Raw genomic sequence first — 26,634 nt, 5'->3', positions numbered from 1 at the left:
AAATTGGGCAGCGCCAGCGGTACGGGTACCCTGTTGCCTCGTTGTCCGCCCAAGGAGTTGTAGTAGATGTCGCAGGTAAAGGCCGAGGCGGCGCGACGGCGCACCTTCGCGGTGATCAGCCACCCCGACGCGGGTAAGTCGACGATCACCGAGGCGCTGGCCCTGCACGCGCAGGTCATCGGTGAGGCCGGGGCCGTGCACGGCAAGGGCGGCCGCAAGGGCGTCGTGTCCGACTGGATGGCGATGGAACAGCAGCGCGGCATCTCCATCACCTCGGCGGTGCTGCAGTTCTCCTATCGCGACAGTGTCGTCAACCTGCTCGACACCCCAGGGCACGCCGACTTCTCCGAGGACACCTACCGGGTCCTGACCGCCGTGGACTGCGCGGTGATGCTGCTGGACGCCGCCAAGGGCCTGGAACCGCAGACGCTGAAGCTGTTCGAGGTGTGCCGCCACCGCCGGATCCCGGTGGTCACGTTCATCAACAAGTGGGACCGCCCCGGCATGGAGGCGCTGGAGTTGATGGACGAGATCGAGTCGCGCATCGACATCAAACCCACACCGTTGACCTGGCCGGTGGGTATCGCCGGGGACATGCACGGTGTCATCGACCGCCGCGACGGTTCGATGATCCACTTCGAACGCGCGCCCGGCGGGGCGCGGGCCGCGACCGAGGAACTGGTGGACGCCGAGGAGGCCAAAGCCCGTTACGGCGAGGACTACACCCAGGCGCTGGAGGAGATCGAGCTGCTGGAGGCCTCCGACGCCACCCACGATCAGAAGCTGTTCCTCAACGCGGTGACCACGCCGGTCCTCTTCGGAGCCGCGGTGGCCAACATCGGGGTGCGGCAGCTGTTGGACGTCCTCATCGATCACGCCCCGGCGCCGGAGCCGCGGCCCGACACCTCCGGCAACCCCCGGCCGGTGGAGGCGCCGTTCTCGGGCTTCGTGTTCAAGATCCAGGCCAACATGAACCCGGCGCACCGCGACCAGGTCGCGTTCGTGCGGGTGTGCTCGGGCCGGTTCGAGCGCGGCATGGTGGTCACGCACGAACCCTCCGGGCGACCGTTCACGACGAAGTACGCGCAGTCGATGTTCGGTTCGGCGCGCGACACCATCGACGAGGCCTTCCCCGGCGACGTCATCGGCTTGGTCAACGCCACCAACCTCGGCATGGGCGATTCGCTGTTCGTGGACAAGAAGGTGGAGTTCCCGGCGCTGCCGTCCTACGCGCCCGAGCACTTCGCGCAGGTGCGCTGTGACGACACCTCCAAGGCCAAACGGTTTAGGCGCGGGATCGCGCAGCTGGACGCCGAGGGTGTGGTGCAGGTGCTGTACTCCGACGCGCGCGGCGACGCGGCGCCGGTGCTGGCCGCGGTGGGGCCGATGCAGTTCGAGGTGGCCAGCGCCCGGCTGTCGGGCGAGTTCAACGTTCCGGTCTCCGTGGACAACCTGCCGTACTCGCTGGCGCGCCGCACCGACGCTCCCGGGGCGCAGGCGCTGAGGACCGCGCCGGGCGTCGAGGTGTTCACTCGGGCCCGCGACGGCGCGATCCTGGCGGCGTTCCCGAACAAGTGGCGGCTGCAGACCGTCAAGGGCAACGACCCGAACCTGAAGCTGGACCCGTTGCTGGCCGAGGTCACCGACGAGTAGGTCGGCCCCCCGACACGGCGCGGCAGCCGTCACCGCCACCGGATAGATTGCCGCCATGACCGAGGTAGTGCTGTTCCATCACTCGCAGGGCCTGACCACCGGGGTGCGCGCGTTGGCCGCCGAGCTGCGGTCGGCCGGGCACACCGTCCACACCCCCGATCTGTTCGACGGCAGGATCTTCGACTCGATCGAGGCGGGTGTCGGCTACGCCAACGAGACCGGCTTTCGGCAGCGCGGCGTCGACTTCGCGGCGGGGCTGCCCGCCGGGGTGGTCTACGCCGGGTTCTCGCTGGGGGTGATGCCCGCGCAGCAACTGGCGCAGACCCGGGCGGGCGCGAAGGGGGCGCTGCTGTTCGAGGCCTGCGTCCCCGCCTCGGAGTTCGGCGGCTGGCCGAAGGGGCTCCCGGTGCAGATCCACGGGATGGACGCCGACGAGTTCTTCGCCGGGGAAGGCGATGTCGACGCCGCCCGCGAGCTCGTCGAGGGCAACGCCGAGGCCGAACTGTTCCTGTACCCGGGTGACAAGCACCTGTTCGCGGACGAGACGCTGCTGAGCTTCGACGCCGAGGCCACCAGTCTGCTGACCCGGCGGGTGATCGCGTTCCTGGACGCGCTCGACGACTGAGGTCGCGGGTTCCCGACGGCGAAGCCGACCGTCCTGTACAGTCGTATGGTACGTCCGTATAGGAAGGATCCCCTCATGCGAAGACACCTGGTGTCCCTCGGCATCGGCATCGTGCTGGCCGTCGTCGGCCTGGTGCTGTGGCTGGGCTTCGGCCACGTGGAAACCCCGGTGATCGGCCTGCGCCAGACCGGCATCGTGCTGGCCGTCCTGGGCGGCGCCGAGGCGGTGCTGTCGCTGGGCATGATCATGTTCCCGTCCACTCGCGACAAGGACGGCGCGTCGTGACGGGCGAGGAGGACGTGCGGGGCGCGCACCTGTTGGACGCCGTGCTGTCGGTCATCGCCGAGGACGGGTTCGCGGCGGTGAGCATGCGCACCGTCGCCGCCCGGGCAGGCGTGTCGCTGGCGCAGGTGCAGTACTACTTCAAGTCCAAGGACGACCTCATCCGCGCCGGTTTCGACCACGCCGGACGGCTGTTCCTGGCCACGCTGTCGGCCATTCGCGCCGAGGAGCCGTCGGTGGAACGGCTGCGCGCCATCGTCACGCTGTGGCTGCCGCTGGACGCCGCCCGCGAGAAGCGGGCCCGGGTCTGGCTGGCCTACAGCGCCGCCGCCGCCGTCAGTCCCGAGCTGGCCGCCGAGGCCGCCGGACTGGACGCCGAGCTGCGCGACTGGTTCGCCGCCGAGCTGCGGGGGCTGGTCATGACCGGCACCGTGCGGGCCACCGTCGATCCGGCCGCCACCGCCGCCCGGCTGCTGGCCCTGATCGACGGCGTCACCGTGCAGGCGCTGATGCTGCCGGACGATCAACGGGAACCGTTGACCCGCACCGTCATCGACTCGTTCCTGGCCGAACTGGGCGACTGAGGCGCGCCCCGGTGTGCCGTGAATCATCCGAAACCGCGCCCGCCGTAACGTTTGGGACGGGTATACACACCAAGACGCATCCGACAAACGCCGACAGGAGCGCACACCATGGTCAAGCAGGTCGATGTCATCGTCATCGGTATGGGGGTCGGCGGCGAGGCCGTCGCCGAGTCGCTCGCCGGGGAGGGGCTGTCCGTCGTGGGGATCGAGGGCAGGCTCGTCGGCGGCGAATGCCCGTACTGGGGCTGCATTCCCAGCAAGATGATGATCCGGGCCGCCGATCTGATCGCCGAGACCCGCCGGGTCGACGGCATCGCGGGAACCGCGACCGTCACCCCGGACTGGAGCCCGGTCGCCATCCGGATCCGCGACGAGGCCACCACCAACTGGGACGACGCGATCGCGGTGAAACGCTTCACCGACGCTGGCGGCGAGTTCGTGCGCGGCTGGGCGAAACTCACCGGCCCCGGACAGGTGGAAGTGGACGGACAGGCCTTCGAGGCCGACAAGGGCGTCGTCATCGGCACCGGGACCACGCCGGTCATCCCGCCCATCGACGGGCTCGCCGACACTCCCTACTGGACCAACCGCGACGCCGTGGAGACCACGACGGTCCCCGACTCGATGATCGTGCTCGGGGGTGGCGCCATCGGACTCGAACTGGCGCAGGCGTTCTCGCGCTTCGGCGCCAACGTCACGGTCGTGGAGGCCGCCGACCGGCTGCTACCGCCCGAGGAACCCGAGTCCTCCGCGCTGGCGCGGCAGGCCCTGGAGGCCGACGGCATCACCGTCCACACCGGCAGCCGCGCCGAGCGGGTCGAGCACGACGGCCACACCTTCACCGTCGCCACCGCCGACGGCAAGTCGCTGACCGCCGAGAAGCTGCTGGTCGCGGTGGGCCGTCGCGTCGATCTGTCCACGCTGGGCGTCGACACCCTCGGGCTGGATCCCAAGGCCCGCAACCTCACCGTCGACGAGTTCATGCGGGCGGGCGAGAAGCTGTGGGCCGTCGGCGACGTCACCGGCCACGGCGCCTTCACCCACGTCGCCACCTACCAGGCCGACATCGCGGTGGCCGACATCCTGGGCCGGTCCACGCCCGGCGCCGACTACCGGGCGCTGCCACGCGTCACCTTCACCGATCCCGAGATCGGCGCCGTCGGTCTCACCGAGTCGCAGGCCCGCGAACAGGGCCTGGAGGTCGCGACCGCCTCCGCCCAGATCCCGTCCACCGCCCGCGGCTGGATCCACAAGGCGGGCAACGAGGGCTTCATCAAGCTGGTCGTCGACACCGAGCGCGAGGTGCTGGTCGGCGCCACCTCGGCGGGACCCAACGGCGGCGAGGTGCTGGGAGCCCTGACGGTGGCGGTGCACGGCGAGGTCCCGATCGGACGGTTGAAGCACATGATCTACGCCTACCCGACGTTCCACAGGGGAATTCAGGACGCGCTGCGCGAGCTGCCCTAGTCCGGCACTGTTACCCAAGTCACTGGTTTTCGCGGTTGACTCTCCAGCGACTGTAGGGCTGAGGCTGGCCTTCGTTGGACGACAGTCGTCCAGGGAAGGTGGCAACGACGATGTCCGGCAAGGACACGGTGCGGATGACCTTGGAACTGGAGGCGGGCAACGCCTCGGTGGCCGAGCTCGGCAAGATGCTCGGCCAGGTCGGGCTCAACATCCGGGAGGTCAAACGCGCCTACGACGAGGCCACGGCCTCACAGCGCGGCGACATCGTGCCGGTGGTGGTCACGGTCGAGCCCGACCGGTCCTACCGGCTGCGGTACAAGACGCCGCCCACGGCGTTCTTGATCCGCAAGGCGTTGGGCCGCAAGGGGTCGGACCGCCCCGGCCACGAGGCCGCCGGTGAGCTCGATCAGCGGCGGCTGCGGGAGATCGCGCAGCGCAAACTCCCCGACCTCAACACCTCCGACGTCGAGGCGGCGATGCGCATGATCGCGGGCACCGCCAGGTCCATGGGCGTCACGATCGCCCCGACCTGAGCGGGGTCGACATGACGGTTCCCGATTTCGGTGAGCTCGACCCCGAGCTGGCCCGGGCCGAGGCGGCGCTGGCCGACGGCGGGGCGCTGGCGGGGGTCCGTTCGGCGCTGCCCGACGAGGCGGCGGCGGCCCGGTTCCTCAACGCGGTGCTGGCCGACAGCGGCGCCACGCCCCGGCTGCGACGGCACGCGGCGGGCTGGCGGATCGTGACGCTGAGCGCCGCGGCCGGAGCCGGGGACCTGGCCGCCACGGCCAGCGGGCTGGCCAACCTGGTCGCCGCCGACGGCTGGCGCCGGGTGAAACAGTGCTCGCGGCCGGGCTGCGTCGCGACGTTCATCGACCGCACCAACGGCGTCACGCGCCGCTACTGTCGCGACCACTCGCGGCACGAGATCCCGCTCGGCAAAGGCATGTCGCCGCCGCGGCCGACCACTTCGGCGGCCGACGACCGTCCGGCGAGCCAGCCCTAGGGCAGCAACAGTTCCCGGGCGGTCTTCCAGGTGGTCTCGTCGGCGGCCGACAGCAGGCCGAACCCGCCGTCGCCCGGCCGGTACTCGGTGCCGTCCGGGCGGCGGACGTAGCCACCGGCCTCGGTCAGCAGCAGGCTGCCGGGCGCGTGGTCCCAGGGCAGTATGCGGTGGAACAGGATGAAGTCGCGCTCGCCGGTCGCCAGCCGGGGGTAGTCGACCCCGGCGCACTTGGTGGCCTGGCCGACCTCGGCGAACCGGGGGATCGCCGCCTCGACGTGCGCCTTGACGTCGGGCGACAGGAACCGGGTCAGGGCGTCGCCGCGCAGCCGGGCCGGATCGGGGCTGGCCGGTTCCCGCAGCAGCCGTTTCCCGTCCCGGAACGCGCCCGAGCCCTTCTCGGCCACGTAGGTGTGCCCCAACAGCGGCTGCACGATCCACGACGCGACGGTCTCGCCGCCGCGCACGAACGCGGCCATCACCGCGAAGCGTTTGCTCCCGGCGACGAAGTTGGAGGTGCCGTCCACCGGGTCGACCAGCCACGCGGCCGGGGCCTCGTTGAGCGCCGCCACCAGGCCGGGGTCGGCGGCGGTGGCCTCCTCCCCCACGACCGGCACGTCCTCGATGTCGCGCAGCAGCCGGGTGATCAGTTCCTCGGAACGCTTGTCGGCCACCGTGACGAGGTCACCGGGGTTCTTCTCCGACACCTCGTCCGCGGTGAGCGACTGGAACCGCGGCAGGACCTCGGTCCGCACCGCCTCGTTGAGAATCTCGGTGACCGCGTCCATGTCCATACCGGCCACACTATCGAGCGTGATCCAACGGGGTCAGCACCCCCGCCCGAATCGGCGTAGACATCACAATGGACGTTGTGGTGCGGCCCAGGCCCGACAGCTGCTCCAGCAGCCGCTCCAGGTGCTCCACGTCGGCGACGGCGACCTTGAGGATCCAGCAGTCGTCGCCGATGACGTGGTGGGCCTCGCGGATCTCCGGGCCGGACAGCACCGCGCGGACCTTGGGGTGCTTGAAGTCGATTCCGGCGTGCGGGCTGATCCGCACGAAGGCCGCCATCCGGTAGCCGAGCCGTGCCGCCGAGACCGTCGCGGTGTAGCCGGTGATGGTGCCCTCGGCCTCCAGTCGTTTGACGCGTTCGGTGACGGCCGCGGCGCTCAGGTTGACCCGCCGTCCCAGCTCGCTGAGGCTGAGGCGGCCGTCGGTCTGGAGCAGTTCCAGCAGCTTCACATCGACGTCGTCGAACATCGCCTCGGAATTCCTGGCGACCTGACGAGAACCCCGTTGTTTTCCTGGTGATATCGCGGAAACACCCATGATTGTCCCTTCCGATTTCCCGGATCGACCATAACACTTGTGGGTCGGGGCGGCGGTCGGCCGCCGGATCGACAGGAGGGCACATGGACGTCTGCGTCATCGGCGGCAGCCGGTACTTCGGGAAACGGCTGATCGAGCGGCTGCTGGCGGCCGACGCGCGGGTCACGGTCGTCAACCGGGGTTCGGCGCCCGCACCGGCGGGCGCGACCCGGCTGGTCGCCGATCGTTCCGACGAGGGGCGACTGCTGGCCGCGCTCGGCGACCGGACGTTCGACGTGGTCGTCGACCAGGTGTGTTACACGCCGACGCAGGCGGCCGTGGCCGCGTCGGTCTTCGCCGACCGCACGGCCAGGTACGTCATGACCTCGACGGTCGAGGTGTACGCGGGGATCGCGCGACCGGGCGCGGGCGCGGCGCTGTCCGAGTCGTCCGTCTCACTGGATCCCAGCATTATGGACTTCGCGGCTCCCTGGGACGACGAGGACTACCTGGAGGCCCACTACGGCGAGGCCAAGCAGCAGGCCGAGGCGGTGTTCACCGCGAAGGCGCCGTTCGACTTCGCGTCGGTCCGCAGCGCGCACGTGCTGGGCGGCGGCGCCGAGGACTTCACCGGACGACTGGCGCACTATGTGGACCGGGTACGCGCCGGTGAACCGGTCGACGTCCACGCGCCGGAGTTCGCGGCCACGTTCATCAACGTGGACGAGATCGCGGAGTTCCTGGCGTGGGCGGCTTTCGCCGACTTCACCGGTCCCGTCAACGCGGCCTCGCACGGGGAACTGACCGCGCGGCAGCTCACCGAATCCATTCCGTCCGAGGCCCCGCCGCGGTTTCGCACCGTGGCACCGGACACGACGGCTTCGCCGTACTCGTTCCCGACGTACTACGCGATGGACAATTCCCGCGCCGAACGGCTCGGTTTCCGGTTCTCCCGGCTCACCGACTGGCTGCCCGACGCCATCGGCGAACTCACACACGAAAGGTGATCGGCATGCGCGACAGGAACATCGGAACCCTCGCCGTCGGCGAGATCGGGCTCGGCGCGATGCCGTTGTCCATAGAGGGCAGACCGGACGAGGCTCGGGCGATCGCCACGATCCACGCCGCCCTCGACGCCGGGGTGACGCTCATCGACACCGCCGACTCGTACTACCGCCCCGGCGAGGAACCCGGGCACAACGAACTGCTCATCGCCCGGGCGCTGGCCGGGTACGCCGGTTCGCGCGACTCCGTTCACGTCACCACCAAGGGCGGCCGGGCCCGGGGCGCCGACGGCTCCTGGCTGGTCCTCGACTCCCCGGCCGCGTTGAAGCGCGCGTGTGAGGATTCGCTGGCGCGGCTGGGCGTCGAGTCGATCGCGCTCTACCAGCTGCACAAACCGCCGCTGGGCGCCGACTGGGACGAGACCCTGGGTGTCCTGGACGCCCTGCACACCGAGGGCAAGATCCAGCGCATCGGTCTGTCCAATGTCGATGCGACTCAGATCTCGCGGGCCCACGAACTGCTCGGCGACCGGTTGGCGTCGGTGCAGAACCGCTACTCACCCGAAGTGCTGTTCGACGCGTCGATCGGTTCGGCCGCCGACGTTCGCGCCGAGTTGCGGCTGTGCGAGGAACTGGGTCTGGCGTTCCTGCCGTGGAGTCCGCTGGGCGGGATCTCACGCAGCAGTCTGGACGGTCCCTCGGGGCAGCGAAGCGACGACAGGTACGCCGCGTTCCACCGGATCGCCGCCGCCCACGGCGTCAGCCCGCAGCGCGTCTGCCTGGCCTGGCTGCTGGCCACCTCGCCGGTCGTCATCCCGATCCCGGGGGCCAGCCGTCCCGAGACGATCCGCGACTCGGCCGCCGCCTCGACGGTGATCCTCAGCGCGGCGGAACTGGCCGAACTGGACGGTTCCGGCAACCCGCCACGTTGACCGGTTGGCGAAGTCACCGATGCCGGACACCGTGCCTCGCATGACAGGCGATCGCGGTGGCGTAACCGCGCCGACGCGGTCGCCTCGACGGCGCGGTCGCGGGCCTTCGCGTCGGGGTTGATGGCCAGGCACCCCAGCGACACCACCGCCGCGCCCACGAACGCGACCGCGAAGAACGCCCGGGGCGAGTCGATGGTGAGCGCACCGGCCAGCAGCGCCGTCCACACGCACAGGTAGGCGATGTCGCCCATCAACTCCATCCGCCACACGTACCGGGCCCCGTAGCGTTTGGCGTGGGTGTAGTAGGTGCTGACCCATGGCACCTTCTGATGGTCGAGGGCGGCGCGGGCGAAGCCGCCGGTCAGGGTGATCGTGATCGGGTTGAGCGCCAACAGCCGCAGCAGATGGGTGACCGCGACCGCCACGGTGCCCTCGGTGAGCACCCGGCGGGTGCCGCCCCGGTCGCCGCGCCGTCCGGCGACGAACAACAGCAGCAGGCCCAGCACCTCGCCGATGGCGCTGACCACGCCGATCGCGGCGAAGTCGGTGAACACGATGGCCAGGTAGACCGGCCACACCACGAAATGGCTCAGGGCACCGACGTTGAAGGCGAAGTTGGCGGCCAGATCGCGGTGGGGCGGCCGGATCCGGGTGGTCACCGAGGGCACCTCCCGGTTCGGGAGTCGGCGGGCCGCGCGGGCCGGGGCGACGGCGGCCAGCACCACCGCCAGGGCCGCGTACAGCAGTGCCTGCTGTCCCCACAGGACGACGATGCCCGCGCCGATCGGCGGGGCCGCGATGGTGGCGGCCTGCACCACGACGTTGAGCGCGGCCATGTCGCGGCCGCGCCGGAGGCCGTCCAGGGCGCGGGCGATGTGGACGTGCTGCGAGTTCCACAGGAACGCGTTCATCAGCGCCAGCGCCGCCGGAGCCACCCACACCGCCCAGGCGCCGCCGCCGACGTAGACGTTGAGCAGCACCAGGTACGCAGCGGAGGCGACCAGCGCGGCGTTGAGCCCGAAGGCCGGGTTGAGGCGTTCGATCAGCACGATGCTCGGGTAGTTGACCGCCATCTTGCACAGCGAATAGATCACATAGAACAGACAGATGTTCCACAGTGCCGCGCCCTGCTTGATCATCAGCAGCGGCACGAAGACGTTGACGAGGCCGAGCGCGAAACCGCGCAGCGCCAGGGTGATGGTGAGACCGCGCAGGTCCCGGGACAGGATCATGTCACCGCCAGCCCGCGCACTCGGCGGCGAAGCGGGCCACGACCTCGGCGGGAACCGTCCGCATCGAGCCCGCGTCGGCCCAGGCCGCCGGGTCGACGAACTCGCCGGACTGGTTGAGGTAGATGTTGACGTCCGACAGCGCGAACTGCTGCGACAGCCGGGTGGCCACCGCGTGGTGACGCGGCGAGGCCGTGGTCCAGGCCAGCGGACTGAAGATGTTGTACAGGCTGATGACCTCGGGGCCGGTGCCGTCCGGGCGCAGCGACAGCGCGGCCAGGTGGGTCAGTCCGGTGTCGTTGCCGACGACCAGTTCGGCCGAGGCGAACAGGTCGACGCACTCGGCGGCGTCCATGCCGTTGACGATCTCGATCAGGCCGCCGTCGCCGACGCGGGTGCCGTTGTCCAGTTCGTTGCTGAGCAACGTGAACCGCGACGCCCGTGGCGACAGCGCGGCCAGTTCTCTTGCCACGGCGGCGAAACCGTCGATGCCGAAGTCCTTGCCGTCCGGGCTGGACGTGGTGGCAACGAACACCGTGTGGCCCGGTTCGGCTGAGCCCACCGTCGACCGGTAACGCGGCGCCACCGGTCCGGCGTCGGCGGGCAGCCGGATGCCGAGGTCCTGTTCGATCTGGAGGTAGTAGCGCGACGGCATGGCGGCGTGCACGTCGACGCCGTTGCCGGTGTCGTCGAGCCAGATCGGCATCACCGTGGTCATGCGGTCGGGGGCTTCGGGCCAGCCGACCCACCGGGGCGGACGCACCGGGCGCACCTCAAGACGTTGCACGGCACCGCCGTCGGTGGACACCGTGGAGCCGTCGGCGGTCTCGCCGATGTCCAGGTCGAGTTCGCAGCGGCTCATCAGCGCGCCCCGGTCCCCGCGATAGACGGGACGTTCGTCGGGGAACGCCTCGGTCAGGGCCCGCACCGTCGCCATCGACAGCAGCAGGTCCCCCAGCCGGGCCGGTTCGGTGGGCGGTCCCGCCGGGATCTTCGAGCGGACCAGGAACTCGGCGCGCCAACCGCACTCGATGACGTGGGTGTACAGCTCGGTCGGCCCAGACGGTCCGGCACCGGCGGCGCGCCGGTAGGGCAGCGTCCGTCCGATGGGGAGCTGGTCGTGCGGCAGCCGCGGCGGCCCGCCGCGCCAGGTCGCCACCGGCCGGATCCGCCAGCCCTCGAAGCTCATCCCCGGTCGTCCCCGGCGCCGTACGACTTCAGGGCCCGCCAGTCGGGCACCCGGCGCCGTCCGGTGAGCACCTCGGACACCAGCTGGTCGTAGGCGGCGGCCAGTTCGGTCAGCTGGCGACGTGCCGCGACCGCCATGGCCTCGGCGTTCGGCTTGCGGGACAGGCGATCGGCGCGCACCCAGGCGATGCAGATCCGGTCCACGACCGAGCCGATCGTCTCGGTGTGCGGCGCGGCGTCCGGGTTCTGGACCAGCTCGCCCGACAGCCAGGCGTCGAGTTCGTCGAACATGCGGCTGCGTTCCACGTTCATGCCGTCGATGCGGCGCTTGACCTTGGCGACCACGGCGTCATCGTCGGCGGCGTCGCGGGACAGGTCCTCGGCCTGCCACTGCTCGTCGTGGTGCGCGCGCAGGCGTCTGGCCACCGACACCACCCGGCCCGGTTCGCCACCGGCGGGTTCGGTCTCGGAGTCCAGGTGGGTCAACAGCATCCCACCGCTCGGCAGTGGTGATCGCGTCGTCGTGGCGCCCTCGGTCACAGAATCCCAACCTCCGTCGACGGCGGTCCGTCAAACAGTCCACACACGTCTGTCCTAAAGCAACAATATTCGCTCGATGCCCTTGAGTGGCACAGCTTAGCCACGATTCTCGCACTCGACCGACCTTTGTGATTAAAGCCATGAACCCTTACCGAAAGCGCTTTCCAGAAGTACCGTGCCGCTGTGACCATCCAGTCCCCATCGGAGATCATCGGCCGGGACCCGCTACTGCGGATCCACTGTAGTTTCAGCGAAACCCCTGCGTCGCGAACCGTCACCGAGTTCCCCGACCCCTCGGCCACCACGGTCACCCGCGCCGAGGACGTGATCGCGCCACTGGCGATCGTGACCCGGATTCTGGTGGACCGCCACGGACTGGTTCCGGCGGTGGACCGGCTGCGGATCCAGCCCCCGGCACCGGACACCCCGACCCGGGTGGTGCTGGCCGATATCGAGTTCGTCCCGGTCTCGGATTCCCGCGCCGCCAAGGCTTTGGGTGAAGTGTTCGCGGCGATCGGCGGGTTGGCGCGCCGGCTGTCCAAGGGCGGCGAAGCCGAGGCCGGGACCATCATGGATGGCGGGTTCCGTCCGCACTGGCGGTTCCTCGGCCCCGACGCCGCCGCGCTGGTGGCCACCGTCGATCCCGGTCTGGCCCACACCGTCGACCAGCGCCAGCACTCCATTTTGACCACGGTCATCGCCGAGGTCGCCGAGCACACCCGCCGGTGGCGGCGGGGAGCCGCCAACCGCCCGGCGGTGATGCTCGACGTCGACCTGTGCGCGCTGGATCCGCGTCGCCGCAGCCACATCGCGCTGCGCGCCGTCGCCGAACGCTTCGACATCGCCGAGTTCGCCGACCCCGAAGCCCTGGGCCGACTGCCCACGTACCACCGGCCCGCGTGGCGGCGCTGGTGCGAGGCGACCGGGCTGTTGGACCGGCACCCGGACCCCGACGGGGTGTTCACGCTGTTCTGGGACGAGTTCTTCAACCCGTGGGAGCGCATGGAACTGGACGAACCCGTGCCGGGCCTGGCCCGTTTCGTCTGGGAGGTCCAGGACTGCGGCGGCGAGGTCGTCTTCAACACCGGGCGCCGGGAACGGGTGCGTCGCCACACCGAGGCGGCACTGCGCGCCGCCGGGGTCGTCTCACCGCGCATGGTGATGGCCCCCGACGACCGGACCCGGCCGGTGCGCGAGCACAAGTCCGAGAACCTGCGCGCCTTCGACGACGTCGACATCGTCGCCGTCTTCGACGACCTGCCCGGCAACCGCCGCGCTCTGGCCGGGCGACTGCCCGGAGCCACCATGGTGGACGTCGCTTTGCCCGGCTACGCCAACGAACCCGGCGATCCCGGCACCCTGACCGTCCACAGTTTCGAGACGGTGCCGCGCACCGGACTCACCCTTCCCGCGTCCCAGGCGCTGTCACTGTCGGACACCAGGTCGCTGGCCGAACTGGACCTGGCGCACCTGGGCGACAACCGCGCCGCCTGTGACGCGCACGCGGCCCACCTCGACGCGGCCGCCTCCCGCGACCTGGTGGCCAGGCTGACCGCACACACCGACGCGACCGCCGCCCGCATCGGCGCGTCGACGACCGCCGCCCTCGGCGACGCCGACCCGGTGACGCTGGTCCACCACGTCGTGACCCGCGAACGATTCCTCAAGGGACCGCGCGGCAACTACTCGCTCGACGTCGCCCGGCGCGATCTGGGACCGATCGTGGCGGCGGGCGAGCCGATCCCGGTCGTGACCTTCGGCTTCCCGGTGAAGCTCCACTACAACTCGCTCAAGACCTCCGGGATCCGGCCCGACCTGGCCGAGCTCGGCGCCCTGATGCGGCTGCGGGAACTACAGGGCGCGATCAGCGCCGTCTATCCGCCCGGGGCCCGCGTCACCGTCCTGACCGACGGCAACCACTTCCAGCCCCGTCCGCCCGAGCGGCTGCGCGCCTACCACGACAAACTCGCCGAGTACCACCGGCTCGTCGGCGGCGACGCCTACCTGGAACTGGCCGATGTGGAGGAAGTCGCGGCCCGGCGGCTCGGCACCGAGGCGATCGCCAAACGCGAGGCACTGATCGACGACAACATCGCCGCCATCGACGCGCTGCTGTCCGGACTGGACGTCCGCTTGGGGCCGGTGCCGATGCTGGCTCAGGCCTCCCGCCGCTACGCCGACCCCGGTCACCGGCGCGGCGACGGCACCTCGATGCCGGTCTTCGCCGACCTGTTCCGGTCGCTGATGTACGTCGTGCCGCTGTCGCCGCCGCCGGGAACGCGCCGGGCGGAATGGGCGCGGCGGGTGTACGCCGACGCGTTCAACCTCTTCGATCCCGGCCTGGACGCCGCGCTGCGCGCCGACCGCGCCGAGATGCTGGCCGAGACCTGGCGCCGCACCGTCCGGTACCTGGCCGTGCTCACGGTGGACAGTCTGCTGGGATACGACGACGCCAGCCTGTTCCCGGGCCGGGTGCGGCTCACCCCGAACCCGCGTCCGGGCGCGCTGGGGTTCACCTACCTGGGTGGCGCCGGGGTGCTGCCGTGGCACGGCACCGCCGCGGTGGACGCGCGCGCCAAACTGTCCAGCGACTTCGCGGTCGCGTTGCGGGACAGGGGATACGTCCCGGTGTACTCGGAGCTGTTGGACGACGAACAGCCGTGGTTCATGGTGCCGGGCACCTTCGTCCGCGACGGCGAACTGGACGCCGCGATCCGCGACCGGGTTCACCTGCGCCGACGCTGACCGGGCGGGAGCGGCGCCTCGCCGCTCCCGCCCGCGTCCGGTTCGCCTATCCGCCACCGGAACCGACGCACTCCTTCTCGCGTTCGGGTTCCCGCTGCTTCGGCACCGGAGCCTGCTTCATCTGCTTCCACTCCGGACGCAGCCCCGGCAGCAGGATCGCCGCCAGGTAGAGCCCGCCGACGACCAGCATCGCGCCCGACAGGCCCGCCAGGGCGACGAACCCGCTCGCGACCAGGCCGCCGAACGGGATGCCCGCCCACGCCATCGAACGCGTCAACGTCGTCACCCGTCCCAGCTTCGCCGCCGGAATCCGTTCGTACTGCACCGCGCCGATGATCGGGTTGAGGAAGCCCGAACCCAGGCCGCCGATCACGAACACCCCGATGATCAGCCACAAGGGAGCGCCGAAGGCCATCAGGATGAACCTCGGCACGCCGCCGATGATGAACCCGAGCAGGAACACCGTGCGCCGGGGCAGCCGGTGTCCCCAGGCCGCCGCGATGAGACTGGCCGCGACCGAAGCCCCCGACATCACGCTGAACAGCAGTCCGACGGTCTCGGGACCATAACCGGATTCCTTGGCCCACAGCGGAAGCATCACCGCGCTCCAGCCCTGGTCCAGCAGGTTCGTCACGGTGATCATGCCCGAGATCATCAGCAGCAGTTTCTCGCGCCGCAGGAACTCGACACCGCCGCGCAGCCGGGTCAGGTACCCCGCGTCGGCGTCCTCGTCCTCGTCCGGCTCTCGCCGCGGATCGACGGTGCCCACCGCGATGATCAACCCCGACAACGCAGTCAGCGCCGCGGTGCCCCACAGCACGGACGGCCCACCGAAGGCTCCCACCATGACTCCCGCGACCGCCGGGCCCACGGTGGACGCGGTCCGCTCGATCGCGCCCGAGATACCCGTGGCGCGCTCCAACCGCATCCCGGCGGCCGTGGCGGCGGCGGGGATGAACACGCTCTTGGCGATGTTCGCCGGGCCCTCGGCCGCACCGCTCAACGCGATCAGGACCATCAACACCGGCAGCGACAGCACGTCCAGCTGGTACGCCAACGGAATCGCCGCCAGGAACACCGCCGCGGTCACATCGCCCCAGACGCTGATCCGCTTGGGCCCGATCCGGTCGATGAGCGGCCCGGCCAGCACCTGGCACAGCACGTATGGACCCATCTGCGCGAACACGACCAGGCCGGTGGCGGTGGCGCTTCCGGTACTGGTCAACACGAACCACGGCATCGCGATGTTCAGCAACCGGGTGCCGGTCCAACCGGCCGCCAGCGCCGTCAGCACCGCCACCAGGCCCCGCCGCGAGCGCGGTTCGACAGCGGTCACTGCTCGTCCGTTTCGAAGTCCAGGTCCGCCGTGTGCGGGAACGCCTGGTACTGAACGGTCACCCGGGCGCTGCCCTCGGGGGCGTCGACCGGTTCCGGAAGCGCCGCACGGAAACTGCGGATGACGGCCTCGACCTGCTCGTTGAGCTCGCGCAGCTCCGCGGGCGTCAGCTTCAGCATGTAGCTGCTCAACGTGCCCGCCGCCCGCCACTCCTGCGGCAGCGTCGCGCGTTCGTCGACGGACCGCAGCACCTGCTCGGCGGTCGTCTGCGCGACGGCCCGCACGTAGGTCTCGGCGTCCTCGGGCTCGACGCGGTGGTCCTCGCTGCTGTAGTTGGACGAGTAGTGCGCGGCCTTCCACCAGCGCTCCCGGCCGACGCCGCGCTCCGGGTCCTCCACCACGAATCCGTACTCGGCCAACTGCCGCAGGTGATAGCTGGTGGCACCGGTGTTCATGCCCAACCGCTGCGCCAGGCTCGTCGCGGTGGCGGGCCCGTCGGAGCGCAGCATGCCGAGCATCTTGACCCGCACGGGATGGGCGACACCGCGCAGGTTCGTGGCGTCGAGATGGACGGTCTCAAGTTCCTCTGGGTCGTTCATGCGAGCAAACATACGCTTGCAAAGGCTCATGTGCAAACACTTCTTTGTAAGCTTTCGGCAACCGCCTGCCGCCGCAACTCCCGCACCACGGCCCGCACCGCCGGACGATCCCGGCTACCCGTCCGCAACAACGCCACGATGTCGCGCCCGGCGTCGTCCGCGTCCAACACCGTCACCGTCACCCCCGGCCAGGTACTCAGATCCGCCGAAGCCGGAATCACCGCCACCCCGTGCCCGGCAGCCACAAAGGACGCGACCACCGCGTAATCCCCACTGTGGTGCACCACATCCGGCGCGAACCCCGCCCGCCGGCACAGCGTCGGCACCAACCGTCCGAAGTAGCTGTCCTCGTCCCCGCCGATCCACTGCTCCCCCGCCAACTCCGCCACCGCCACCGACTCCCGCCCCGCCAACCGATGCCCACTGGGCAGCGCCAACCGCACCGGATCCCGGAACAGTCGCACCTCGGTCAGTCCACCCTCGAGCGTCAACGGCGTCAGGTCGTACGACGGCACCACCGCGACATCCAGCATCCCCGACGAGACCGCCGTCATGGCGTCCTCGGTGGTGATGCTCCGCGCCTCGATCCGCAACGCGGCATGCGAATCCCGCACCCGGCTCAACAGCCCCGGCAACAGGTTCACCGCCAGCACCTGCACCGCCCCGATCCGCACCGTCCCGGCCGGAGCCCCGCGCAACCGCTCCACGGCCGACTCGGCCTCCTCCAGCTCGGCCAGCACCCGCCCGGCATGCTCGGCCAACCGCAAGCCCGCCTCGGTCAACCGCAACCCGCGCCCGACCCGCTCGGTCAACGGAACCCCCAGCGAGCGCTGCAAACTCGCCAACTGGTGACTGGCCGCGGACCGGCTCAGCCGCAACTGCTCAGCGGCGGCGGTCACCGTTCCCCGCAACCGAAGAACGTGCAACAACCGCAGCGCGGGAACCGACAACATTGGTGCACCATATCGAACAATCAAGGCGTAAAAGTTGAGCTTGTCCGCACACCTTTGCCGCGTTCTACTGTCCCCATGACCGCAACCGACGGCCTGCCCTACGCGGCGGGCACCATCCTCACCGACACCCAGGCCCATCTGTCCAAACTGTCCCAAGCCTGGCGCCACATCCGCGACCGCCGCTCGTCCGGCCAGCCCCTCCACAACCTCAGCGGCCTGGAACGCGGCCTGCCCATGCCCGCCGACACCGATCCCTGGCTGCTCGACGACGAATGGTCCGGCGCCCTCTACTCCGAACAGGTCCGCGACCTGGGCCTGACCCACCTCGGCGGCGACCCGCACCGACACGACATCGTGGTCACCAACCGCCTCACCGCCGCCCTGTACGCCGCCATGCAGGTCACCGTCACCCCCGGCTCCACGGTCATCGCCGTCTCCCCCTCCCACAGCCACCCCGCCGTCATCCGCGCGGTCCGCGACGCGGGCGGCGAACTCATCGAAACCGTTGGCGCCGAAGCCTTCGCGTCCACCCTCCACGCCCACCCCTGTCCGTCGGTCGTCGTCATGACCCGCCTGGCGGTCACCTACGACGCCCTCCCCACCGAAGACCTGCGCCGCATCACCGACCTGGCCCACTCCCGGGGCGCCCTGGTCATCGTCGACGACGCGGGCGGCGCCCGCGTCGGCCCCGCGATCCTGGGCCAGCCCCGCACCCTCGAACTCGGCGCCGACCTGGGCGCCACCGGCCTCGACAAATACGGCGTCACCGGCCCCCGCGTCGGACTGCTGGGCGGCAGGACCGACCTGGTCGCCCGAGCCCGCGCCCGCGCGTTCGAACTCGGCAGCGAATGCCGCCCCGTCCTCTACCCCGCCGTCGCCAACTGCCTGTCCGAATACCGCCCCCAACGCGTCGTCGACCTGGTCGCCTCCACCCACCACGTCGGCGCCGCCCTCCGCTCCCACTTCGGCGACTGGGTCGAGGAAACCCCGTTCATCACCCGCCTGCCCGGCGAAGCGATCCTCACCGAACTCGCCCGCCGCAACCCCAACCCCATCGCCCTGGCCCCCATCGAAGCCACCGCCGCCGTGGCCATGTGCCTGCTGCGGGACCACGGTTTCCTCACCGTCCACTTCGCCGGGTTGCCGCCGGGCACCTCAGCGCTGCTGATCAAGTTCCTGCCCCCGGAAACCATCGCCGCCATCGGCGGAGCCGAAGCCTTCGTCGCGGCGCTGGACGACGCGTTCGAAAAAGCCGCGGCCGTCGCCCACGACGAATCCTCGGTGCGGGCGCTGCTCCACGGAACGGCTGGCTAGCCGCACCTTCCGTCCAAAACCGAAGAGTCGCATGACCATCACGGTGTGGGACTTTGTGTGGTTGGTGACGTCTTGGTTACGACATAACGTCCGGAAGATGAATACAGATGCCCCACAACCCCAGTTTCCAGTCCATACACCGCCTCCCGCACCAAAGAAATCCAACAAGACGGCGTGGATCATTATCGGGGCCATCGGCGCCGTGGTCCTGTTGGCCTGTTGTGGCATAAGTGCCGCCGTGTTCGCCCTCAACGACGACAAACCGTCCGCGTCCGGATCCGAGAACTCAGACTCGGACTCGGATGCGGGCAGCGACGCGAAGGACGACTCCAAAAAGGAGAAGTCCGCGAAGATCGGAGACACGGTCAAGGACGGCGACTTCGAGTTCACCGTCACCAAGGTCGAAGACGGGGTGGACAAGGTCGGCGACCAATACCTGGAGAAGGAGGCCTCGGGCCAGTTCGTGATCGTCCACGTCACCGTCAAGAACGTCGGCGAGAAAGCGGACCTGTTCAGCGACACCGAACAGAAGATCATCGACGTCGACGGCAAGGAATACGACGCCGACTCCGAAGCCGGGGTCTACATCGAAGACAACCAGGCCCTGTTGGACAACATCAACCCCGGCAACGACGCCAAGGTACAGCTCGTCTTCGACGTTCCCGACAAGGTCAAACTGGACAGCATCAAGCTGGCCGGGAACTTCGGCTCGGACGGGGTATCGGTCAAGCTGAAGTAACCGTCACTGACTCGAACGTCGCGGTGGCCCAACGATTGTTGGGCCACGCGTCGGGTTCACGCCAGGCGGGTGCGAGCGGTGGAGCGGATGGCTCGGCGGGGGTCGTCGGCGAGGATGCGCAGCAGCGGTTCGTGGGCTTGCTGCTCGCTGTCTAGTTGCGACAGTAGGGAGTAGCGGACGTGGGGGCTCGGGTCGCGGGCCAGGCGGTTCAGGGTCGGGGTGGCGAGTGAGTCGAGGCCGTGGACGGCCGCTACGGCTCGCAGGTCGGAGCGGGGGTCGTGGGCGAGTTGGTCGAGTTCGATGAAGTCGGCGAGGTTGGGGATGAGGCGCAGGGCTTGGGCGATGTCGGCGACCGCGTCGGGGTTGTGCAGCAATGAGAAGGCTCTGGAGACGATCGCCTCGCGTTGCTGGGGGGTGTGGGCGGATGCGGCGGCGGTGCGTAGGCCCTGGCGGCGTAGGTCCACGTTGAAGCCCGACAGCGTGAGAGCGCCGAGTTTGCCGCGGTTGGCGTTGATGACGTCGTCGCCTCGGCTGGCACCGGCTCGGCCCTCGGCGAAGGCGATGCCGAGGGCGAACAGTTCGGTTCGGGCGTCGTCGGGGAGTTTCGTGGCGACGGCTTCGCCGACTTCCAGGGCGAGGACGCGGGTGGCGGCGGTTTCGCAGTTGTCGCGGGCGACGCCCGTGATGAAGCGGGTCATGCGTTGTCGGTCGGGTGGGTCGAGTGCGGGGGTTGCGGCGACCAGGGGGCCGAAGTGGGTGCCGCCTTGGCCGCGGTTCTCGGCCGCGGCTAGTTCGGCGCGGGCGAAGTCGCGTAGCTCGGGGCTGGTCTCGCCGAGGTACAGCAGTGTCAGGCTCACTTCGGTATTGCCCGCTTGTACGTGGGAAGACAGCAGTTCGGTGACGTGTTCGCTGTGGTCGGCCAGCAGTTCGATGGCGTGGCGGCGAAACGTCGAGGCGCTGTCGCGGTCGAGCAGGGGCAGCAGGCGGCACAGTCGTTCCACGACCGGAACGGTCAGATCCGGGTGCTCGAAGCCGAGGTTGACGAGCGTCGCGACGAGCATGGCATCGTTCACGTAGCCGGTGCCCGGTTCGCGATCCCAGCGGATCTCGGCGTCGACTATGTCCAGCAGCTGTTTCGCGTCGATGGCCTTGTCGCGTTGGCGGGCTTCGGTGCGTGCCGATGGTGCGCTGTCAGCCACCGCGACGAGTTCCGTCAGCAGCGACCACTGTGGCGTGACGACCTTGAGCGTGCTGGGTTCGACCGGTGTTCCGTCCAGGTCGGCGACGGCGGCGACCAGCCAGGCACGAGCAGCCTTGTCGGTCAACAGATCCGCGACCGGCAACAGCGCCGTGTAGGCGGTTTCGCGGACCGTCACGTCGGTTCCGTACACGTCGTCGGGGAACAGGTCCAGGGGTTCGTCCGGCAACGCGGACGCGACTTCCGTCGCCCGCTCGGCTTCGTCGCCGCGTATGTACCAGCTCAGCGCGGCGAGGTGCTCGCCGGATTCGAGGTAAACGTCGGCGAGCGCCGCACTCGCCGACTGTTCCTCCGCGACGAAACCCGAGGCCACGGCGGCCCGCAGCCACGCGCGGGCGGCGTGCCAGGCGACGCGATGTCGCTTGGCGCGCAACGCTTCCATAGCGGCATTGCGTTGTCTGTCCCCGGCCGCAGGGAGAATCCCGGTGGTGAGGTTGTCGGTGAGACCCCGCACCAGCGACCGTCGCTCCATGATGGTCTCACCGGCTCGGATGGCGCCTTGGTACCAGTAGACGGCCCGCTGGTGGGCGACAAGCAGCTCTCGCACCTCGCTCCACAGTTTCTGTTGCGCGGCGGTCGCGATGGCGTCGGCGTAGACGTCGACACAGGACGCGTCTCCGGACAGCGCGAGGTACCTGGCTCGGCGGGCCAGCACCCACAGTTGGTGCTGCGGCGGCAGACCGGTTCGCATGCCGCTGGTGAGCGGGGTCCAGTCGCCGGACGCGTCGGCCAGGCACAGCCGGATGCGCAGCGCGAGCTCGGGCGAGGGGGCTTGGGCGGCGACACGTTCCAGCAGTTCGCGGTGCCGGGTCAAGATCGCGGTGTCGCGCATGGCCAGTGCGTGCTCGGCCAGCACCACGGCGGCGTGCCCGGCGAACGGCGAGGGCCCGGCCGAAGGCTCGCCGCCCGTCGGTCCGTCAGCTCGCGCCGCCCCGGCTTCCCAAGCCCGCCACAGTTCCTCGGTCCGAGTCGTGCCGTCCTCGTCCACCGCCACCCGCACCGCGTCGAACATCGCCACGGCCGACGCGTACGGCTCCGGAAGCTCGACGTCGAACAGCGTGTGCCGCAGCTGTTCCGCCTCGTCGAACGCGTGGCTCGCCAGCACCGACTCCCACGCCAGCTCTAGCCCCAGCTTCGCGGCGTTCTCCAACTTCCCCGCCGCGACCAACGCCGTCAGCTGCCGGTCCCGCAGGCTCGGGGCCAAGGCCGCGTAACCACTGTCGCGCAACTTCGCCACGATCTCGCCGTACAACGCGGCAGCCCGGGACGGTTCCGTGGTTTCCACCTCCCGCAACGTCTCCGCGAGTCCCAGGTGGGCGATCGGGCCGCGCAGCACCAGGTCCGTGTTGAGCTTCGGTTCGTCCGTCGCGCCGACGTGGACGGTGACGTCGCCATGGACCTCGCCGATCGCGACCGCGCCGTCGCCGGTGGCCTGGATCGGCGGTTTTCGCCGGATCATCGGCCGTCGGTGTGGGTCGTGACGTCCCCGTGGACCTCGCCGATCGCCACCGCGCCGGTGCCCGTAGCCGTCACCGTCGGGCCCGACGGTTCCGCCGGGGGTTCGGCGATGGCGAGCCAGCCCGCGCACACGGCGTTGGCCAGTACCGCGACTCCCAGGCCGATGCCGACTCCCCAGCCAGGGGAGGTTGTCACGAAGCTGGTCAACACCCCGGCCGCCGCGGCGGCCACTATCGAGCCCCCCGCGACGATCGCGCGTATCCGCATTGATCGACGCATATGAACATCTTGCCAGGAAAACCGAATCGGCCCCACACCGTGTGACGGTGTGGGGCCGATTGACGCTTCGGCGTGTTAGTGCGCCGCCTTGCGGAGTTCCTCTTCCTTCTTGTGCAGGTCTTCCAGACCACCGCACATGAAGAACGCCTGCTCGGGGAAGTGGTCGTACTCGCCCTCGGCGATCTTCTTGAAGGCCTCGACGGTCTCCTTCACCGGGACGAACGAGCCGTCGACGCCGGTGAACTGCTTGGCCGCGTAGGTGTTCTGGGACAGGAACCGCTCGATGCGGCGGGCCCGGCCCACGACCAGCTTGTCCTCTTCGGACAGCTCGTCCATACCGAGGATCGCGATGATGTCCTGCAGCTCGTTGTACTTCTGCAGGATCCGCTTGACCTCGGCGGCGACGCGGTAGTGCTCGTCGCCGACGACCTCGGGCTCCAGGATCCGGGAGGAGGAGGCCAGCGGGTCCACCGCCGGGTAGATGCCCTTGTCGGACACCTTCCGCTCCAGGTTCGTGGTGGCGTCGAGGTGGGTGAACGCGGTGTGCGGCGCCGGGTCGGTGTAGTCGTCGGCGGGCACGTAGATGGCCTGCATCGAGGTGATCGCCTTGCCGCGCAGCGAGGTGATCCGCTCCTGCAGCTCGCCCATCTCGTCGGCCAGGGTCGGCTGGTAACCCACCGCGGACGGCATCCGGCCCAGCAGGGTGGACACCTCGGAACCCGCCTGGGTGAACCGGAAGATGTTGTCGACGAAGAGCAGCACCTCCTGGTTCTTGACGTCCCGGAAGTACTCGGCCATGGTCAGCGCCGACAGGGCCACCCGCAGACGGGTTCCCGGCGGCTCGTCCATCTGGCCGTAGACCAGGGCGGTCTGCTCCAGAACGCCGGACTCCTTCATTTCGGCGATCATGTCGTTACCCTCACGGGTACGCTCGCCGACACCCGCGAACACGGAGGAACCACCGAAGTTCTGGGCGACACGGATGACCATTTCCTGGATCAGAACGGTCTTACCGACACCGGCACCACCGAACAGACCGATCTTTCCACCCTTCACGTAGGGCGCCAGGAGGTCCAGCACCTTGATGCCGGTCTCCAGCATCTCGGTCTTGGGCTCCAGGGCCGCGAACGGCGGCGGCTTGCGGTGGATGGTCCAGTAGTCCTCGGCCTCGATCTCCTCACCCGGTTCCAGGTTGAGGCACTCGCCGATGGTGTTGAACACGTGGCCCTTGACGCCGTCGCCGACGGGCACGGCGATCTCGCGGCCGGTGTCGCGCACCTCGGTGCCACGGACGAGACCGTCGGTGGGCTGCATGCAGATGGCCCGGACGGTGTTGTCACCCAGGTGCTGGGCGACCTCCATGGTCAGGGTCTTGGTGCCCTCCGAGAGCTCCACGTCCACCTTGAGGGCGTAGTAGATCTCCGGAAGCGCGTTACGCGGGAACTCGACGTCGACAACCGGGCCGATGACCCGGACGACACGTCCCGTTCCTGTGCTTTCCTGGGTCATTCCTTACTCACTTCCCGTCGCGGCCAGCGCGCTCGCGCCGCCGACGATTTCGCTGATCTCTTGAGTGATCTCCGCCTGCCGCGCGGCGTTTCGCTCCCGCGTCAGGGTCTTGAGCAGTTCTTCGGCGTTGTCCGTCGCCGCCTTCATGGCGCGACGCCGCGCCGCCGACTCGCTGGCCGCCGCCTCGATGAGAGCGGCGTACACGCGGGTCGTCAGGTACTTCGGCAGCAGCGCGTCCAGCAGCTCTTCCGGGTCCGGTTCGAACTCGTACGCCGGGAGGATCAGGTTCGGGTCCGAATCGTCGGCCTCGACCTCCTCGACCTCCATGGGCGCCAGCTGTTTCGCGTCCGGATTCTGCGTCAGCAGCGACACGAACTTGGTGTGGACGATGTGGAGCTCGTCGACACCCAGCACGCCGTCCGCACCCGGGTTGTCGCCGTCGTCGTCGGCACCGTTGACGAAGGCCGTCAACAGTGTCTTGGTGATCTCGGCGGCGTCGGCGACGGTCGGCGAATCGGTGAAACCGGCCCAGGACTTCTGGATCTCACGCTTGCGGAACTGGTAGTAGTCCACTCCGGAGCGACCCACGACGTACAGCACCGGGTTCTTGCCCTCTTCGGCGAGCCGAGAGATCAACTGTTCGGCGGTGCGCACCGCGTTGATGTTGTAGCCGCCACACATTCCCTTGTCGCCGGTCAGGACCAGCACGCCGGAACGGCGGACGACATCGCGCGGCTTCAGCAGCGGATGGTCGATGTTCGCACTGGAGGCCAGCGCGGTCATCACGTCCGTGATGGCCCGGGCGTAGGGCAGCGAAGCCGCCACCCGCGCCTGTGCCTTACCGACGCGGCTGGTCGCCACCAGCTCCATCGCCTTGGTGATCTTCTTGATGGACTGGGTGGTCTTGATCCGCTGCCGCAGCACACGTAGCTGCGCTCCCATAGATCAGCCCTTCTTCGGCACGACGCGCTTGACGGACTCGGTCGCGACGTCGCCCTCCAGCGCGTCGGCCGGAGCCTCGTTGATGTTCGGCGAGTCGTCCTTGGACAGGAACATCTGCTTGAACCGGGTGACCGCCGACTTCAGGGTCTCCACCGCGTCGTCATCGAGCTTGCCCGTGTTGGCGATGGTGTCCAGCGTCTCGCGGTGGTTGTGCCGCAGGTAGCCGAGGAACTCGTCCTCGAACTGCCGGACCTGGCCGACGGGGACGTCGTCGAGCTGACCGGAGGTACCGGCCCAGATGGACGCGATCTCCTCCTCCATCGGGTAAGGCTGCGCCACACCCTGCTTCAGCAGCTCGACCAGTCGCTGACCGCGACCCAGCTGCGCCAGCGAGGCGTCGTCGAGGTCGGAGGCGAAGGCCGCGAAGGCCTCCAGCTCGCGGTACTGCGCCAGGTCCAGCCGCAGCGAACCGGCGACCTTGCGCATCGCCTTGGGCTGCGCGGCACCACCGACACGCGACACCGAGGTACCGACGTTGATGGCCGGACGGACACCGGAGTTGAACAGGCCCTCCTCGAGGAACACCTGCCCGTCGGTGATCGAGATGACGTTGGTCGGGATGAACTGCGAGATGTCGCCGGCCTTGGTCTCGATGATCGGCAGACCGGTCATCGAGCCGCCGCCCATCTCGTCCGACAGCTTCGCGCAGCGCTCCAGCAGGCGGGAGTGCAGGTAGAACACGTCACCGGGGAAGGCTTCACGTCCCGGCGGGCGACGCAGCAGCAGCGAGATCGCGCGGTAGGCCTCGGCCTGCTTGGACAGGTCGTCGAAGACGATCAGGACGTGCTTGCCGCCGTACATCCAGTGCTGTCCGATGGACGAGCCGGTGTAGGGCGCCAGGTACTTCAGACCGGCCGGGTCGGAGGCGGGCGAGGCGACGATGGTGGTGTACTCCATCGCACCGTGGGCCTCGAGCATGCCCTTGACGCTGGCGATGGTGGAGGCCTTCTGGCCGATGGCGACGTAGATGCAGCGCAGCTGCTTCTTCGGGTCGCCCGACTCCCAGTTCTTCTTCTGGTTGATGATCGTGTCGATGCAGACCTGGGTCTTGCCGGTCTTGCGGTCGCCGATGATCAGCTGACGCTGGCCACGGCCGATCGCGGTCATCGAGTCGATGGCCTTGATGCCGGTCTCGACCGGCTCGAAGACGCTCTGACGCGCCATGACGTTGGGGGCCTGGAGCTCCAGCTCACGGGTGGCCTCGGCCTCGATGTCGCCCAGTTCGTCGATCGGGTTGCCCAGGGCGTCGACGACGCGGCCCAGGAACTTGTCGCCCACCGGCACCGACAACACCTTGCCGGTCCGCTTGACCTGCTGGCCCTCTTCGATTCCGGCGTAGTCACCCAGGACGACCACACCGATGTCGCGGAGGTTCAGGTTCTGGGCGATGCCGATCGTGCCGTCGGCGAACTCCAGAATCTCGTTGAACATTGTGGAGGGCAGGCCCTCGACAATGGCGATACCGTCACCGCACGTCGTGACGGTGCCGACCTCCTCGCGGGAGATCTCCGGCCGGTACGACGAGACGTACGCGTCGAGCGCGCTGCGAATCTCGTCGGAGGAGATGGTCAACTCTGCCATCTGTAGTCAGTCCCTCGGTTTCTCTAGAATCAGACGCTTGGTGAGCGGG

General features: G+C 69.4%; 24 protein-coding genes. 12 read left to right on the top strand and 12 right to left on the bottom strand.

Annotation, left to right across the window (positions count from 1 at the left end):
- Positions 1–66: 66 nt before the first annotated feature.
- The 7 genes from SNAS_RS06600 to SNAS_RS06570 all read left to right on the top strand — a co-directional run bounded on the left by SNAS_RS06600 (position 67) and on the right by SNAS_RS06570 (position 5,614).
- A complete protein-coding gene (locus SNAS_RS06600; RefSeq protein ID WP_013016617.1) occupies positions 67–1,653 on the top strand; it encodes a peptide chain release factor 3 in 1,587 nt (528 codons plus the stop codon).
- A 55-nt stretch (positions 1,654–1,708) separates the two neighbouring features.
- Complete coding sequence (locus SNAS_RS06595) at positions 1,709–2,278, top strand: dienelactone hydrolase family protein (RefSeq protein ID WP_013016616.1); 570 nt, start codon at positions 1,709–1,711, stop codon at positions 2,276–2,278.
- Between the two features lie 75 nt (positions 2,279–2,353).
- Positions 2,354–2,563 (top strand): DUF5708 family protein, encoded by a 210-nt coding sequence (locus tag SNAS_RS06590; protein WP_041624589.1) that lies wholly within the window; start codon positions 2,354–2,356, stop codon positions 2,561–2,563.
- Complete coding sequence (locus SNAS_RS06585; protein WP_013016615.1) at positions 2,560–3,144, top strand: TetR/AcrR family transcriptional regulator; 585 nt, start codon at positions 2,560–2,562, stop codon at positions 3,142–3,144. The genes SNAS_RS06590 and SNAS_RS06585 overlap by 4 nt, the downstream gene beginning before the upstream one ends.
- Positions 3,145–3,252: 108 nt before the next feature.
- A complete protein-coding gene (locus SNAS_RS06580) occupies positions 3,253–4,611 on the top strand; it encodes a dihydrolipoyl dehydrogenase family protein (protein ID WP_013016614.1) in 1,359 nt (452 codons plus the stop codon).
- A 110-nt stretch (positions 4,612–4,721) separates the two neighbouring features.
- On the top strand, positions 4,722–5,144 hold the full coding sequence (locus SNAS_RS06575) for an uL11 family ribosomal protein (protein WP_013016613.1): 423 nt from the start codon (positions 4,722–4,724) through the stop codon (positions 5,142–5,144).
- An 11-nt stretch (positions 5,145–5,155) separates the two neighbouring features.
- Positions 5,156–5,614: a CGNR zinc finger domain-containing protein gene (locus SNAS_RS06570; RefSeq protein ID WP_013016612.1), complete on the top strand. Its 459-nt coding sequence runs from the start codon at positions 5,156–5,158 to the stop codon at positions 5,612–5,614.
- Here SNAS_RS06570 and SNAS_RS06565 read toward each other — a convergent pair.
- Both SNAS_RS06565 and SNAS_RS06560 read right to left on the bottom strand, forming a co-directional pair.
- Positions 5,611–6,405 carry an inositol monophosphatase family protein gene (locus SNAS_RS06565; RefSeq protein WP_013016611.1) on the bottom strand — a complete coding sequence of 265 codons (795 nt, stop codon included), beginning with the start codon at positions 6,403–6,405 and terminating at the stop codon, positions 5,611–5,613. The two genes, SNAS_RS06570 and SNAS_RS06565, sit on opposite strands and share 4 nt — an antisense overlap.
- Before the next feature lie 10 nt (positions 6,406–6,415).
- The gene (locus SNAS_RS06560; RefSeq protein ID WP_013016610.1) at positions 6,416–6,871 is read right to left on the bottom strand and encodes an Lrp/AsnC family transcriptional regulator; all 456 of its coding nucleotides are present in this window, start codon (positions 6,869–6,871) and stop codon (positions 6,416–6,418) included.
- Between the two features lie 152 nt (positions 6,872–7,023).
- Between SNAS_RS06560 and SNAS_RS06555 the strand changes: the two genes are divergently transcribed.
- Positions 7,024–7,926 (top strand): NAD-dependent epimerase/dehydratase family protein, encoded by a 903-nt coding sequence (locus tag SNAS_RS06555; protein ID WP_013016609.1) that lies wholly within the window; start codon positions 7,024–7,026, stop codon positions 7,924–7,926.
- Positions 7,927–7,931: 5 nt separating this feature from the next.
- Positions 7,932–8,855, top strand: coding sequence for an aldo/keto reductase (locus SNAS_RS33755; protein WP_083787330.1), 924 nt, complete (start codon positions 7,932–7,934; stop codon positions 8,853–8,855).
- A 1,233-nt stretch (positions 8,856–10,088) separates the two neighbouring features.
- On the opposite strand, the gene SNAS_RS06545 is transcribed toward SNAS_RS33755, so the two are convergent.
- Positions 10,089–11,273, bottom strand: coding sequence for a glycosyltransferase family 9 protein (locus SNAS_RS06545; protein ID WP_013016606.1), 1,185 nt, complete (start codon positions 11,271–11,273; stop codon positions 10,089–10,091).
- Complete coding sequence (locus SNAS_RS06540; protein ID WP_041624586.1) at positions 11,270–11,812, bottom strand: DUF4254 domain-containing protein; 543 nt, start codon at positions 11,810–11,812, stop codon at positions 11,270–11,272. The genes SNAS_RS06545 and SNAS_RS06540 overlap by 4 nt, the downstream gene beginning before the upstream one ends.
- 183 nt (positions 11,813–11,995) lie before the next feature.
- Here SNAS_RS06540 and SNAS_RS06535 point away from each other — a divergent pair, with 183 nt between their 5' ends.
- A complete protein-coding gene (locus SNAS_RS06535) occupies positions 11,996–14,557 on the top strand; it encodes an L-tyrosine/L-tryptophan isonitrile synthase family protein (protein WP_013016604.1) in 2,562 nt (853 codons plus the stop codon).
- Positions 14,558–14,603: 46 nt separating this feature from the next.
- Here the strand turns inward: SNAS_RS06535 and SNAS_RS06530 are convergent, their stop codons facing one another.
- Genes SNAS_RS06530 through SNAS_RS06520 form a run of 3 tightly spaced genes read right to left on the bottom strand, consistent with a single transcriptional unit; the run spans position 14,604 to position 17,445 of the window.
- Positions 14,604–15,893, bottom strand: a complete 1,290-nt coding sequence (locus SNAS_RS06530) for an MFS transporter (RefSeq protein WP_013016603.1) — start codon at positions 15,891–15,893, stop codon at positions 14,604–14,606.
- Entirely contained in the window at positions 15,890–16,492 is a 603-nt protein-coding gene (locus SNAS_RS06525; RefSeq protein WP_041624585.1) for an ArsR/SmtB family transcription factor, read from the bottom strand. The genes SNAS_RS06530 and SNAS_RS06525 overlap by 4 nt, the downstream gene beginning before the upstream one ends.
- Positions 16,493–16,518: 26 nt before the next feature.
- The gene (locus SNAS_RS06520; RefSeq protein ID WP_013016601.1) at positions 16,519–17,445 is read right to left on the bottom strand and encodes a LysR family transcriptional regulator; all 927 of its coding nucleotides are present in this window, start codon (positions 17,443–17,445) and stop codon (positions 16,519–16,521) included.
- 75 nt (positions 17,446–17,520) lie between these two features.
- Between SNAS_RS06520 and SNAS_RS06515 the strand changes: the two genes are divergently transcribed.
- Together SNAS_RS06515 and SNAS_RS06510 are read left to right on the top strand one after the other, a co-directional pair.
- A complete protein-coding gene (locus SNAS_RS06515) occupies positions 17,521–18,759 on the top strand; it encodes an aminotransferase class I/II-fold pyridoxal phosphate-dependent enzyme (protein WP_013016600.1) in 1,239 nt (412 codons plus the stop codon).
- A 238-nt stretch (positions 18,760–18,997) separates the two neighbouring features.
- Positions 18,998–19,498, top strand: coding sequence for a DUF4352 domain-containing protein (locus SNAS_RS06510; RefSeq protein WP_169313855.1), 501 nt, complete (start codon positions 18,998–19,000; stop codon positions 19,496–19,498).
- Positions 19,499–19,554: 56 nt separating this feature from the next.
- Here SNAS_RS06510 and SNAS_RS06505 read toward each other — a convergent pair whose 3' ends face one another.
- The 5 genes from SNAS_RS06505 to atpA all read right to left on the bottom strand — a co-directional run bounded on the left by SNAS_RS06505 (position 19,555) and on the right by atpA (position 26,585).
- The gene (locus SNAS_RS06505) at positions 19,555–22,215 is read right to left on the bottom strand and encodes a hypothetical protein (protein ID WP_013016598.1); all 2,661 of its coding nucleotides are present in this window, start codon (positions 22,213–22,215) and stop codon (positions 19,555–19,557) included.
- Positions 22,212–22,481, bottom strand: a complete 270-nt coding sequence (locus tag SNAS_RS06500) for a hypothetical protein (RefSeq protein WP_013016597.1) — start codon at positions 22,479–22,481, stop codon at positions 22,212–22,214. Before SNAS_RS06500 ends, SNAS_RS06505 begins: the two co-directional genes overlap by 4 nt.
- Positions 22,482–22,568: 87 nt before the next feature.
- Positions 22,569–24,002 carry a F0F1 ATP synthase subunit beta gene (gene atpD / locus SNAS_RS06495; RefSeq protein WP_013016596.1) on the bottom strand — a complete coding sequence of 478 codons (1,434 nt, stop codon included), beginning with the start codon at positions 24,000–24,002 and terminating at the stop codon, positions 22,569–22,571.
- Between the two features lie 3 nt (positions 24,003–24,005).
- Complete coding sequence (locus tag SNAS_RS06490; protein ID WP_013016595.1) at positions 24,006–24,944, bottom strand: F0F1 ATP synthase subunit gamma; 939 nt, start codon at positions 24,942–24,944, stop codon at positions 24,006–24,008.
- Positions 24,945–24,947: 3 nt separating this feature from the next.
- Positions 24,948–26,585, bottom strand: a complete 1,638-nt coding sequence (gene atpA, locus SNAS_RS06485) for a F0F1 ATP synthase subunit alpha (RefSeq protein ID WP_013016594.1) — start codon at positions 26,583–26,585, stop codon at positions 24,948–24,950.
- Positions 26,586–26,634: the final 49 nt, after the last annotated feature.

Origin of the sequence: Stackebrandtia nassauensis DSM 44728, from assembly GCF_000024545.1 — a bacterium.
GTDB lineage: Bacteria > Actinomycetota > Actinomycetes > Mycobacteriales > Micromonosporaceae > Stackebrandtia > Stackebrandtia nassauensis.
The sequence above is the reverse complement of the archived record's forward strand: the minus strand, read 5'-3'. Positions and strand labels throughout refer to the sequence as shown.

Bases quoted from the DNA above. Each gene is read 5' to 3' on its own strand.
- atpD (WP_013016596.1), bottom strand. From the start codon at position 24,002: ATGACCCAGGAAAGCACAGGAACGGGACGTGTCGTCCGGGTCATCGGC.
- SNAS_RS06525 (WP_041624585.1), bottom strand. From the start codon at position 16,492: ATGAACGACCCAGAGGAACTTGAGACCGTCCATCTCGACGCCACGAAC.
- SNAS_RS06515 (WP_013016600.1), top strand. From the start codon at position 17,521: ATGACCGCAACCGACGGCCTGCCCTACGCGGCGGGCACCATCCTCACC.
- SNAS_RS33755 (WP_083787330.1), top strand. From the start codon at position 7,932: ATGCGCGACAGGAACATCGGAACCCTCGCCGTCGGCGAGATCGGGCTC.
- SNAS_RS06575 (WP_013016613.1), top strand. From the start codon at position 4,722: ATGTCCGGCAAGGACACGGTGCGGATGACCTTGGAACTGGAGGCGGGC.
- SNAS_RS06595 (WP_013016616.1), top strand. From the start codon at position 1,709: ATGACCGAGGTAGTGCTGTTCCATCACTCGCAGGGCCTGACCACCGGG.
- SNAS_RS06505 (WP_013016598.1), bottom strand. From the start codon at position 22,215: ATGATCCGGCGAAAACCGCCGATCCAGGCCACCGGCGACGGCGCGGTC.
- SNAS_RS06590 (WP_041624589.1), top strand. From the start codon at position 2,354: ATGCGAAGACACCTGGTGTCCCTCGGCATCGGCATCGTGCTGGCCGTC.
- SNAS_RS06520 (WP_013016601.1), bottom strand. From the start codon at position 17,445: ATGTTGTCGGTTCCCGCGCTGCGGTTGTTGCACGTTCTTCGGTTGCGG.
- SNAS_RS06600 (WP_013016617.1), top strand. From the start codon at position 67: ATGTCGCAGGTAAAGGCCGAGGCGGCGCGACGGCGCACCTTCGCGGTG.
- SNAS_RS06560 (WP_013016610.1), bottom strand. From the start codon at position 6,871: ATGTTCGACGACGTCGATGTGAAGCTGCTGGAACTGCTCCAGACCGAC.
- SNAS_RS06565 (WP_013016611.1), bottom strand. From the start codon at position 6,405: ATGGACATGGACGCGGTCACCGAGATTCTCAACGAGGCGGTGCGGACC.
- SNAS_RS06580 (WP_013016614.1), top strand. From the start codon at position 3,253: ATGGTCAAGCAGGTCGATGTCATCGTCATCGGTATGGGGGTCGGCGGC.
- SNAS_RS06490 (WP_013016595.1), bottom strand. From the start codon at position 24,944: ATGGGAGCGCAGCTACGTGTGCTGCGGCAGCGGATCAAGACCACCCAG.
- SNAS_RS06555 (WP_013016609.1), top strand. From the start codon at position 7,024: ATGGACGTCTGCGTCATCGGCGGCAGCCGGTACTTCGGGAAACGGCTG.
- SNAS_RS06500 (WP_013016597.1), bottom strand. From the start codon at position 22,481: ATGCGGATACGCGCGATCGTCGCGGGGGGCTCGATAGTGGCCGCCGCG.
- SNAS_RS06570 (WP_013016612.1), top strand. From the start codon at position 5,156: ATGACGGTTCCCGATTTCGGTGAGCTCGACCCCGAGCTGGCCCGGGCC.
- atpA (WP_013016594.1), bottom strand. From the start codon at position 26,585: ATGGCAGAGTTGACCATCTCCTCCGACGAGATTCGCAGCGCGCTCGAC.
- SNAS_RS06545 (WP_013016606.1), bottom strand. From the start codon at position 11,273: ATGAGCTTCGAGGGCTGGCGGATCCGGCCGGTGGCGACCTGGCGCGGC.